This is a genomic window from Wolbachia endosymbiont (group A) of Hylaeus communis (genome assembly GCF_947251915.1).
GTDB classification, from domain to species: Bacteria; Pseudomonadota; Alphaproteobacteria; order Rickettsiales; family Anaplasmataceae; genus Wolbachia; species Wolbachia pipientis.
Genome location: NZ_OX366396.1, coordinates 419746 through 431176 on the forward strand (window position 1 = coordinate 419746; position 11431 = coordinate 431176).

Annotated in this window: 14 protein-coding genes and 1 pseudogene; 10 read left to right on the forward strand and 5 right to left on the reverse strand. The window is 35.6% G+C overall.

What is annotated here, in order from left to right:
- Positions 1-2: 2 nt before the first annotated feature.
- Genes OPR52_RS02070 through mdh form a run of 5 tightly spaced genes read left to right on the forward strand, consistent with a single transcriptional unit; the run spans position 3 to position 2772 of the window.
- Positions 3-371, forward strand: a complete 369-nt coding sequence (locus OPR52_RS02070) for an HIT domain-containing protein (RefSeq protein ID WP_265038347.1) — start codon at positions 3-5, stop codon at positions 369-371.
- Positions 372-389: 18 nt separating this feature from the next.
- The gene (locus OPR52_RS02075; RefSeq protein WP_006279576.1) at positions 390-743 is read left to right on the forward strand and encodes an NADH-quinone oxidoreductase subunit A; all 354 of its coding nucleotides are present in this window, start codon (positions 390-392) and stop codon (positions 741-743) included.
- Between the two features lie 3 nt (positions 744-746).
- Positions 747-1253 (forward strand): NuoB/complex I 20 kDa subunit family protein, encoded by a 507-nt coding sequence (locus tag OPR52_RS02080; protein ID WP_006279574.1) that lies wholly within the window; start codon positions 747-749, stop codon positions 1251-1253.
- The gene (locus OPR52_RS02085; RefSeq protein ID WP_265038348.1) at positions 1246-1818 is read left to right on the forward strand and encodes an NADH-quinone oxidoreductase subunit C; all 573 of its coding nucleotides are present in this window, start codon (positions 1246-1248) and stop codon (positions 1816-1818) included. Before OPR52_RS02080 ends, OPR52_RS02085 begins: the two co-directional genes overlap by 8 nt.
- Positions 1819-1821: 3 nt before the next feature.
- Entirely contained in the window at positions 1822-2772 is a 951-nt protein-coding gene (gene mdh / locus OPR52_RS02090) for a malate dehydrogenase (protein WP_007548577.1), read from the forward strand.
- Between the two features lie 27 nt (positions 2773-2799).
- On the opposite strand, the gene OPR52_RS02095 is transcribed toward mdh, so the two are convergent.
- The 3 genes from OPR52_RS02095 to OPR52_RS02105 are packed head-to-tail and all read right to left on the reverse strand — an operon-like array spanning position 2800 to position 4662.
- Positions 2800-3567: a TatD family hydrolase gene (locus tag OPR52_RS02095; RefSeq protein ID WP_010082353.1), complete on the reverse strand. Its 768-nt coding sequence runs from the start codon at positions 3565-3567 to the stop codon at positions 2800-2802.
- Positions 3564-4010 carry an RNA pyrophosphohydrolase gene (locus tag OPR52_RS02100; RefSeq protein WP_007548581.1) on the reverse strand — a complete coding sequence of 149 codons (447 nt, stop codon included), beginning with the start codon at positions 4008-4010 and terminating at the stop codon, positions 3564-3566. Before OPR52_RS02100 ends, OPR52_RS02095 begins: the two co-directional genes overlap by 4 nt.
- Before the next feature lie 34 nt (positions 4011-4044).
- Positions 4045-4662, reverse strand: a complete 618-nt coding sequence (locus OPR52_RS02105; RefSeq protein WP_022626414.1) for an AAA family ATPase — start codon at positions 4660-4662, stop codon at positions 4045-4047.
- Between the two features lie 179 nt (positions 4663-4841).
- Here OPR52_RS02105 and rsfS point away from each other — a divergent pair, with 179 nt between their 5' ends.
- Together rsfS and tyrS are read left to right on the forward strand one after the other, a co-directional pair.
- A complete protein-coding gene (gene rsfS / locus OPR52_RS02110) occupies positions 4842-5159 on the forward strand; it encodes a ribosome silencing factor (protein WP_006279567.1) in 318 nt (105 codons plus the stop codon).
- Between the two features lie 231 nt (positions 5160-5390).
- Positions 5391-6641, forward strand: a complete 1251-nt coding sequence (gene tyrS, locus OPR52_RS02115; RefSeq protein ID WP_007548582.1) for a tyrosine--tRNA ligase — start codon at positions 5391-5393, stop codon at positions 6639-6641.
- Positions 6642-7343: 702 nt separating this feature from the next.
- Here the strand turns inward: tyrS and OPR52_RS02120 are convergent.
- A complete protein-coding gene (locus tag OPR52_RS02120) occupies positions 7344-8378 on the reverse strand; it encodes an aspartate-semialdehyde dehydrogenase (RefSeq protein WP_010962945.1) in 1035 nt (344 codons plus the stop codon).
- Positions 8379-8518: 140 nt separating this feature from the next.
- On the opposite strand from OPR52_RS02120, the gene OPR52_RS02125 reads away from it, so the two are divergent.
- The 3 genes and pseudogenes from OPR52_RS02125 to OPR52_RS07830 all read left to right on the forward strand — a co-directional run.
- Entirely contained in the window at positions 8519-8971 is a 453-nt protein-coding gene (locus OPR52_RS02125; protein ID WP_015589289.1) for a hypothetical protein, read from the forward strand.
- Positions 8972-9564: 593 nt separating this feature from the next.
- Entirely contained in the window at positions 9565-10902 is a 1338-nt protein-coding gene (locus tag OPR52_RS02130; protein ID WP_265037784.1) for an IS110 family RNA-guided transposase, read from the forward strand.
- A gap of 14 nt (positions 10903-10916) precedes the next feature.
- Positions 10917-11203: pseudogene (locus tag OPR52_RS07830) on the forward strand (IS3 family transposase); the annotation flags it as partial.
- On the opposite strand, the gene OPR52_RS02135 reads toward OPR52_RS07830, so the two are convergent.
- Entirely contained in the window at positions 11130-11318 is a 189-nt protein-coding gene (locus tag OPR52_RS02135) for a hypothetical protein (RefSeq protein WP_264723358.1), read from the reverse strand. The pseudogene OPR52_RS07830 and the gene OPR52_RS02135 overlap by 74 nt on opposite strands.
- Positions 11319-11431 lie beyond the last annotated feature (113 nt).

The window sequence follows — 11431 nt, forward strand, 5'->3', positions numbered from 1 at the left end:
ATATGAGCAATGAAGTTTATGATAGCGATAACATCTTTGCTCATATATTAAGAGGTGAGTTACCTTGTGAGAAGGTACATGAAAATGAAAATGTACTAGCTTTTCATGATAAGTACCCTGACGCACCAGTTCATATTTTAGTTATATCAAAAAATCAATATATTTCATATGATGATTTCATTCTAAAAGCTCCTGAAGAGGAAATAGCGGATTTCTTCAAAACTGTAAGAGAGATAGCACACAAATATAATCTAGAAAAAACAGGATATAGATTAGTCACTAACTACGGTGAAAATGGAGAGCAGGTTGTACCACACTTTCACGTGCATATTTTAGGTGGTAAAAAGTTAGGAAAGCATGTAAACTCATAGTGTTATATGTTTTGTTAAATGAGCGAATATTTAACCATAGTAATCTTTATCTGCGTATCAATTGTAGTATCTTTTGCTTTAGGTATATTGCCTATGTTTCTTGCAGTGAGTAAGCCAGATGGTGAAAAGCTTTCCACATATGAGTGTGGCTTCAATCCACTATCCAGTGCAAGGAAAAATTTTGACATTAAATTTTACCTAGTTTCAATATTATTTATAATATTTGACTTAGAAATTGCTTTTCTTTTTCCTTGGGCTGTTTCTTTATCTAAGATAAGCTATGGTGGATTTTGGTCTATGATGGTATTTCTTGCAATACTCACTATAGGTTTTATCTATGAATGGTGTAAAGGTGCATTAGAGTGGGAGTAGTTTATGACAAATCAAATTCTATCTAATGATGACTGGGGTCGTTATAAAAAAGAAGGGTTTCTTGTCACTAAATTTGGTGATTTAACAGATTATGTAATGAATTGGGCAAGGTCTGGTTCATTGTGGCCAATGACATTTGGTCTTGCATGTTGCGCAGTTGAGATGATGCATACTGCATCCAGCCGTTATGATCTTGATAGATATGGTATAATGTTTCGTGCAAGCCCACGTCAATCAGATGTGATGATTGTTGCTGGCACACTAACTAATAAAATGGCAGCAGCATTGCGCAAGGTTTATGATCAAATGGCAGACCCGAAGTATGTTATTTCCATGGGAAGTTGTGCAAATGGTGGTGGTTATTACCATTACTCTTATTCAGTAGTCCGAGGCTGTGATAGAATTGTGCCAGTTGACGTGTATGTCCCTGGATGCCCACCAACCGCTGAGGCGTTGCTATATGGAATGCTATGCCTACAAAACAAAATAAAACGGACTCGGAATGGATAAAACTGCAAAGTATATACAAAAAAAGACCAAATGCGAGTGCATTCAAAAAGATGATGGCATTATTGTAATATATTCAACTTTAGATGAAATTGAAAAGTACCTATTCTTTCTACGTGATGATGAAAAGTGTAGGTTTGAACTATTAGTTGATATTTTTGGGGTTGACTATCCAAATAGAGAGAAGCGTTTCGAGCTAATATACAATCTGCTCAGCATTGTGCATAATATTAGAGTACACATAAAGCTTCAGTTATGTGAAAGCGACATGCCTCCAAGTGTAGCGAAGATATTTAGTACGGCTTTGTGGTTTGAGCGTGAAGTGTTTGATATGTATGGAATAGAGTTTTCTGATCACCCTGATTTGCGTAGGATTCTAACAGACTATCGATTCAAAGGTCATCCAATGTCAAAAGATTTCCCTCTCACTGGTTATGAGGAAGTAAGATATGATATAGAGACAAAAAAGGTTGTGTATAATCCTATAGATTTACCGCAAGATTTTCGTATGTTTGATAGCTTATCGCCTTGGGAAGGTAAAACCATAAAAGTAAATACAAAGGAGTAGAAAATGACAGTACAAAGAAAAAAAATATCTTTAATCGGTGCAGGAAATATCGGTGGAACTCTCACCCATATGATTGCACTAAGGGAACTCGGTGATGTTGTTTTACTTGATATTAGTGATGGAATACCACAAGGTAAAGCACTCGACATAGCAGAATCATCCCCTATTGATGGATTTAATGTCAATATTACTGGCACAAATAGGTATGAAGATATAAAAAACTCCGATGCAATTATAATAACCGCTGGCATCGCTAGAAAACCTGGAATGAGCAGGGATGACCTCCTGCAAACCAATGCTAAAGTAATGAAGGAGGTTGGCGAAAATATTAAAAAATATTCTCCAAACGCGTTTGTAATAGTGGTTACCAACCCTTTGGATGCCATGGTTTCAGTGGTGCATAAATTTTCAAACCTTCCAACTAATATGATTGTTGGCATGGCAGGAGTGCTTGATTCTTCCCGTTTTCGTTACTTTCTTGCAAGTGAGTTAAATATCTCAGTTGAAGATATATCTGCTTTTGTGCTTGGAGGACATGGCGACACTATGGTACCACTAATCAATTGTGCTTCAGTTGCTGGAGTTCCACTTACTCAAATTATCGATATGGGTCTTATCACACAGAAAAAAGTCGATGAAATAGTTGAACGCACTCGCAATGGCGGTAAAGAAATAGTTGATCTGCTTAAGTCTGGATCTGCATACTACGCTCCTGCATCTTCAGCTATATGCATGTTAGAATCATATTTAAAAGATAAGAGGCGCATATTACCATGTGCTGCTTACCTTAATGGTGAATATGGTGTAGAAGAGTTGTTTATTGGTGTTCCTGTAATTATTGGAAAAAACGGAATTGAAAAGATCCTAGAAGTTAAAATGAATGATAGTGAACAAGAAATGTTTAATAAGTCTGTAAACTCGGTGAGAGAGCTGGTGAAATCTTTAGGTTCATAAGCAAATTAATGGTTTTATAGAGCTTCTTTATAGCTCAAACAGCCTAAAAAAGTTGCTTGTGGTTACCTTCGCTACTTGTTCTGGTGACTCATTCCACAACTCTGCCAAACAATCAACAACGTATTTCACCATTGCTGGTTCATTCTTTTTTCCCCTATAAGGCTCAGGTGATAGATATGGTGCATCAGTTTCGACTAAAACACGCTCGCGTGGTACATTTTGTGCAATTTCTCTGAGTAAGCTCGCATTTTTAAAAGTAATAATTCCAGAAAATGAAATATATAACCCCAAATCTATAGATTGATAAGCAAGTTCTTTAGAGGAAGCAAAGCAGTGCATTACTCCACTAAAAGCACCGGCTTTCATTTCTGACCTTAACATATCGATCATCTCATTATCAGCGCTTCTTGTGTGAATAACTAAAGGTAGTCCAGTTATTCTTGACGCTTCTATATGTAATGCAAAACTTTTTTTCTGATTGTCTTTGTTGTCAGATTTATAAAAATCTAACCCGGTTTCACCGATACTAATTACCTTTTGGTTCTTGGTAAATTCAACTAATTCATCAACATGTATACACTCACCGTTTTCTATAGCAGCATCAAGCGGATGTATACCAACAGAGGAGTAGACCTGATCATAGGATGAAGAAATTTTTAATAACTTAGGAACATCGTCAATGCTTACGCATATGTTATGCAAAACCTTTACACCATTTTGCTCTGCCCTTGAAATTACTTTTGGTATTTCATCGTCAGAAAAATAAATCAAGTGGCAATGAGAATCTACTATCATGAGCTTATTGTTGAGGCTTTTATTATAGAAGAAAACTCTTCTATCACTGTTTTATAAACTTCTTTTTTAAATGATATAGCACTGGCTACTAAACTATCTATACCTTGCCAACGCCACTCTTTGAACTCTGGATGACCAGTATAATTAATATCAATGTCCTCATCCTCTCCGCAAAACTTCATTAAGAACCACCTTTGCTTTTGACCAGAATATTTTCCATTCCAGCATATTGGTATAACTTCTTCAGGCAAGTTGTAGTATATCCAATCCTTGCTTTTAGTTATAACCTTTACTTTATTAGTACCAACCTCCTCTAGCAACTCACGTAACGCTGCTTGTTCCAGTTCCTCACCATCATCAACACCTCCTTGTGGCATCTGCCAGTAAGAATCGCTATCAAAGCGTTTTCCAATAAAGGCATGTCCTTGTCTGTTAAATAGCATTATGCCAACACAAGGACGGTACTTATCTTTCTGCTCAACCACGAGTACGCTCTGTTTTTAAATGATTTGTTACAGAAGTTTTAATTAATTTTCCATTTTTTTCTTTCTTCATCTCTTCAACAATTTTCTTTGCAACTTCCTTTGCACTCAAGTTCGAGTTATCAATTTCAAGCGAACCCTCAGGTATAAATAGCCTTTTCCCTTCAATTTTCTTTATAGCAAAATCCGGATCAGTAATTTTATTTTCCTGATATCTCTCTTCTGATTGGACACGTCTTACTAGTTTTTCATTATTACAATGTAATACTACAGAAAAAATTTCCATGTCCATTTTTTTACTTAAATTTACCACTGAGTTATATAATCTTTGGTCATAGGGATCACCCTCTATCAATTCATTTGTAAATATATAATGTTTTGATTTTACGTAGTGTTTTTCCAGTATTGCTAATACATTTTCCCTAACTGCAAAAATTTTTTCCCATAGGTCATCTGGAACTTCAGCGTTTTGTAATTTAACAATATCAAATATAATATTATTGAATAGATTATTGCTTACTATTACTGCACCAATGATTTTACACAGTTCCTTTGCAGTAGTAAACTTACCACTGCCTGGAAAGCCGATTAAGTAGATGAGAGTCTTGCCCATAATGAATACTAGTAAAAAGCTATTTTCAATTATATAAAAAGTATATACATTGTACATGCTAAAAACATGATGATAAAATAGATGCAGGTAATACCTTTAACAAGTAGTTGCGTTGAAAATAGTTCATATTTAGAAATTTTGAGTATATAATTATAAATGAATCATATAACCTGTAAACAATGCTTAGCGATATGGAATCGATAAGAAGTACAATTGAAGAGATAATAGATCAAAATAAAGGTCATGATATAGTAACTTTTGATGTGCAGAATAAAACCGTTATTGCAAAATATATGATTATTGCATCTGGTGATTCAAGCCGTCACGTTAAAGCTTTAGCTGAGCACGTAATAAAAAGCCTCAAGCCACATGATAAAATAGATGTAGAAGGTATGGATGAAGGCAATTGGGTGGTTTTGAATTTTCAAGGCATAATGGTTCACATATTCAGGCCGGAAGTAAGGGAGTATTATAAAATAGAAGAGTTATGGAATTGATTATCCAGATAGCTGGTACACAATTGCACAAACGTTGTAATTTTGAAGGCAACTCCTGCACAGGTAGTGGTGTCATGAAAGTAGCTGACACTGGAATCCAGTTTTTCATGCAATTTCATCGGAAACGTTGTATAGTGTGCTTGTTTATAATTAAGTTCCAGTGTCTGGGCACTGGCTTCTCTATTAGGGTTACCTTCGGCATTAATGACAGGATAGACTGGGGTTTATAAAATGAAACACGCATCTGAATTTTTAAATTTCATCCAAGAAAGAGGGTACCTATACCAATGCACAAACATTGAAGGACTAGATCAATTATTATTGCAGAGCAATTATATAGTTGCATACATTGGGTTTGATTGCACAGCACCAAGTCTTCATGCTGGTCACCTAATTCAGATTATGATGCTCTGTCACCTACAAAAATTTGGTTATAAGCCGATAGTCTTACTTGGAGGTGGCACAACAAAAATTGGTGACCCATCCTTCAAAGATAAAGCAAGAAGCATCTTGCCTGTAGAGAACATCAATCAAAATACATCCAGTATAAGGAGAATATTAGAGAAAATGGTGTCTTTTAATGACAGCAAGACTGGTGCAATGATAGTAAATAACGCAGATTGGTTGGATAACATAAAATACATAGATTTTTTGCGTGATATAGGAGCTTATTTTTCTGTAAATCGTATGCTAAGTTTTGATAGTGTGAAAACCAGGCTGGATAGAGAGCAAACCTTAAGCTTTCTGGAATTTAATTACATGCTATTGCAAGCTTACGACTTTATTGAATTAAACAAAAAATATGATTGTCGTCTGCAGATTGGAGGGTCAGACCAGTGGGGAAATATAGTAAACGGAATTGAACTTGGAAAAAAGTTGAATTTACCTGAGCTATTTGGCCTTACCATGCCTCTTTTATTAAATGCACAAGGAAAAAAAATGGGCAAAACTGAAAGTGGAGCAGTGTGGCTTGATGATAATATGCTAAAGCCTTACGACTACTGGCAATATTTTCGCAACGTTGATGATCAAGATGTTGGACGTTTTTTAAGATTGCTCACTGATGTGCCAATTGATGAGATTAGAAAATTAGAGTCTTTAAAGGATCAAGAAATAAATGAAGCAAAAAAGGTCTTGGCAACAGAAGTGACAAAAATATGTCATGGTGACAAAGAAGCGGAACTTGCACAATTTGCTGCAATTTCTGCTTTTGAGAATGAAGATAGCTCACTACTTCCTGATTACATCATAAAAAAAGAACAAGTTGCAAGCGGCATATCCTTAGTAGACCTACTACATGACACCGGTTTTGAACCTTCAAAAGGCGCTGCAAAGCGTTTAATACAGGGCAACGGATGCAAGATTAATGATAATGTTGTAAACAATATTGATCATGTAATAAATTTCGAAAGCTTTAAAGATCAGCCATTTATAAAATTATCTGCAGGAAAGAAACGCCATATAAAAGTTGTGGTAGATTAGGTCTCGAAGTAAGAAAACAAATTTTATACAAGTGAGAAATTAGATATGGAGCAAATTTTCAAAATTCGAGAATTATGTATAAAACAACTGGAAAGATAGTAGAAAGCGAAATTCTATTATATATAGCTAAAGTGGCTTAGGTTTACCTACAATTTGAAAAACAACAAATTCGTCATTCCGCTACTCATTAGCGGAATCTATACCGCGAATGAATCCATAACTGTACGGACATTGCAATTTGGGCCTACCAGGAGGGCAATGCCTCTTATCCAAGTACCCTCTTCTTGTCATCCCAGTGCTTGACACTGGGATGGCTTTGTTGCATCGCTAGCTATGATGGATTAAAGATAAAAAAGGTGGAGAATATCAGTAGCTTATTATTCTGGTATTTATAACAAGAACGGTCAGTGAATACCTAAATTTGAGTAAAAGAAATTTCACTACCACTCACTAATCCGGCTAAAATTCAAGAATTTCAATGCTTTAGCTATTTTCAATAGAATTAAATTTATTAATATAAATAACAAGTTACTATTCTTAAATTTGATCAGATTGATTGCAAAAAAAACAAGATTTTCAATAAGTTGCTTATAATCCTAATTATAGTTAGCTTTTCATAAGTAGCGATGCAACAAAGCCATTCCAGCGTCACGCGCTGCCATGTGATATACAATTTCCTTCGAATTACAACGTACGTGCGCTCTATATGCACTTGATTGACAAATGCTCTCTTATCAAAATCTCAAGAATCTGCACTATATTTAATGCTGCGCCTTTGCGCAGGTTGTCAGCCACTATCCACATATTTAATCCGTGCTCAACAGTATTGTCTCTTCTAATACGCGATACATATACAGCATTCTCCTGTACAACATCAATTTGAGTTATGTATTCACTATCTTCACGCCTGTTGTACACTAAAACTCCACTATCTTCGGCTTCACTTAGCACTTCACGAGCTTGTTCTTCAGTGATATGTTGATCAAATTCCACATTTACTGCCATAGCGTGACCGATAAAGACGGGTACCCTTACACAAGTTGCAGTAACTTTTATATCTTCCTCTAAAATTTTTTTTGTCTCCTCTTGCATTTTCCATTCCTCTTCTGTAGAGCCATTTTCCATGAATTCTCCTACATGGGGAATGCAATTGAATGCTATTTGCTTAGAGAATATCTTGGGTTTTTTAGCTTCGTTCATAAAGATTTTTTTTGTCTGGTCATAGAGCTCATCCATTGCTGCTTTGCCTGCACCAGAAGTTGATTGATAAGTTGAAGCAACGATTCTCTTTATTTTTGCTTTTTGGTGTAATAGATGTAGTACTAGCAGCATCTGTATTGTAGTACAGTTTGGATTGGATATTATGTTGTGGTTTTTATATTCCATAATTTTTTCTTTATTAATCTCTGGAATAATGAGTGGCACACCCTCTTTCATTCTAAAATGGGAACTGTTATCTATCACGATGCATCCAGCCTGTGTTGCAATTGGTACATACTCTTCAGAAACATGAGATCCAGCACAGAAAATGGCTACATTAGTTCCAACGAAGTCATAATCCTCAAGGCATAAAACTGTTAACTCTTTGTCACCAAAGCTCACCTTCTTCCCTTCTGATTTTTTCGATGCAAGTGCAATAACGCAATCTATCGCCTCATCTTGAAATTCAGCAAGCGTGCTTAATACCTCACGCCCTACTCTTCCGGTTGCTCCAATAACAGCAATTTTGTATCTCATATAGATGAACCTCTAATTTTAAAGTTCTATTATATTTTTACTGACAAAATTTACAATTGTTTTAATATTTTTACCTTGCAATTAATTGTAATTTAGCTATTATTATGCAATATTAGTAATATTACATAATGAAATGAAAGATGAGTAAGGAATACGATGAAACTAAGGTTAAACCTGCAATGTCTACACCTCAAGGGCCTGAAGGAACCAATGGATCAAAGGCCCAAAGTGTTCTTTCGAATAAAAGAAAGCCTACAATAAATTTTGATGATAAAAAGTATGGTGTAAAAACCTCTAAAATAGACCAACAGTCTCTAAACAAAAGACAAGAATCTTCAAAGCTAAGAGATCTCTTAAGGTCAATACCAATAATAAGGAGATTTTTAGCAAGGATTTTCACACCTGAAAAAATAGAAATCATCAGTAACCCTATATATGACAACATGGAAGCATATAAAAAATCGCAGGAAGATTACCCTAGTAAGATAAAAGATGAAACTAGTATAGATGATGAACACACAAAAGAAGTAGATAGTAAACTTGAGAAGGGTAATGTTGAACAAGTGGACAACAAGAAAAGTCGTAGTTCATAAATATCAATCATTTAAAAATTATCTCTAGTTATAACATTGTATCTGTTCAGATGCATGGCTCATGTACAAATATTGAAACAAAAATTCCAGTGCTCCTTTCTCGTCATCCCAGTGCGTGACACTTGTATCTTTATGATGTGAGGCATTAGAGCTAAAATACCTCACAGGGAGGGTGAAGCTGATGCGACACTAATGCCATTAAGCCAGATTTTGCTTCCCTCCCATAGAGTTAAAGACTGAACAGTATCTTTTGGAATTATATCCCGTATTACAAGGTTAGTCTAAACTCTCAGTTTATTTATAGTCTTGGAGGCAATTTTATGCAAGCATCGAACAGACGAAATCTGTCAAATCAGAAAGAAACACACAAATTTAAGTTTTTAGTAGTTTTCAAGTATAGTTGTACAGGGAGCGCCTTTGCAGTTATGACCGACATTTTCAATGGTGCCTAAGTGCCCGTATGCAAGCATGGTTTTGGAAGGAACGGTCAAATCATTGATGGAGTCATTTAGACTACCTCGGTTAGGAGATTGTACTATCAACCGTTCCAAGCTGAAGCGTTTCCCTATTACAAATTATATGTAGGAGTTACCATGAAAAAAGCAAAAAGTAAATTAGAAATAGTGAATCCTAATGCAGCAGGAATAGACATTGGTTCAGCTGTACACTATGTGTGTGTACCTGAAGGAAGAGATGAACAACGCGTTCAGAAATTTGGCTGCTTTACTGAAGACCTTCATAACTTAGCACAGTGGTTGAAAAAGTGTAAAGTTACAACAGTAGCTATGGAATCAACAGGAGTATATTGGATTCCTTTATTTCAAATACTTAAGTCATACAAATTCGAGGTAAGATTGGTAAATGCACGGCATGTAAAGAATGTACCTGGTAGGAAGTCTGACGTTCAAGATTGCCAATGGCTCCAACAACTGCATAGCTACGGACTGCTTCATGGATCGTTTAGGCCAGATAATCAGATGTGTGTATTGCGCAGTTACGTGCGGCAACGCAAAAATCTCACTGAAAGTGCATCTACACATATTCTGCGTATGCAGAAGGCATTAATTCAAATGAATATACAATTACACAAGGTTATTAGTCATATTACTGGGATAACTGGTATGAAAATCATTGAAGCTATAATTGAAGGCGAAAGAGATTCTGAAAAATTGGCAGAATTCAGGGACGTGCGAATGAAAAATGATCAGTCTACTATTGCAAAAGCGTTAGCTGGTGACTATAGAGAGGAACACTTATTCACGCTAAAGCAAGAATTTGAACTATATAATATTTATCAAGAAAAAATAGCAGAATGTGATAGAAATATTGAAGCCTATTATAAAACGTTTGAAACAAAGTCTTGTGAAAGCAAACAGCTAAGTAAGCAAAAGAATAAAAATAGCAAAAGTAAGCCAAGCTTTGCTTTGTATGAGGAACTGCACCGAATAACTGGTATGGATTTCACTAAAATTCCTGGATTTGATGTATTAAGTATACAAACCATAATTTCAGAAGTTGGTATAAACCATAGTAAATGGCCAACAGAAAAGCACTTTTCATCGTGGTTGGGACTCAGTCCTGCTAATAAAGTTACAGGGGAAAAAGTGTTTAACACAAGAACACGTAAAGTCATTAACCGTGCTGCAAATGCTTTGCGAATAGCTGCTCATTCTGTAGGAAATAGTAAAAGTGCGTTGGGTGCATACTACAGAAGATTGAAAAAACGACTAGGAGCACCAAAAGCAATAACAGCTACTGCAAGAAAAATGGCATGCATATTTTATAGTATGCTCAAATACGGACAGGAATATGTAGAAAAAGGAATGGAATACTATGAAACACGCTATAAAGATAGAACTGTAAAAAATTTGATCAAAAAAGCGAGCGAATTTGGCTACATATTAGTTCAACAAGAAGAGTTAGTTGAGTGAGTTTCTTAGGAGTAAATGGCATTAAAACCAAGCTTAGACGAAGGTTCAAAAATAAAAAACAGCAAATAAGCAACCGAGTTGTGGCTACGAACACATTGGATCAAAATTTTACTACTGATCAGCCAAATAAAGTTTGGGATTACCTACATAAAAACTAAAGAAGGTTGTTGGCGGCAATAATTGACCTATATTCACGCATGGTGGTTAATGAGTAACATGATAATTAGTTATAGATTCTTTATTGATGGCCGTTGATAAACGCAAACCCGATAAAAATCTGCTGTTACATAGCGATCAAGGGTGTTCGGTAGAAGCTGTAGCTTTACTCCTCTCGTTTGAGTTTTATTACTACAACTCCCCCTAAAGAACCGTGCTTGCAGATTTCCCGCACACGGCTCATCAATATTAGTTTTCACAGTCGTCCCTCTTATGCATATAAAGAAAAATGTATTTTTGGCTTTGGTAATGGATTTACTTCTACGTAGTGTACAAACTGTTCCCAGGTCATACTCTTTTTCTGACTACGCCG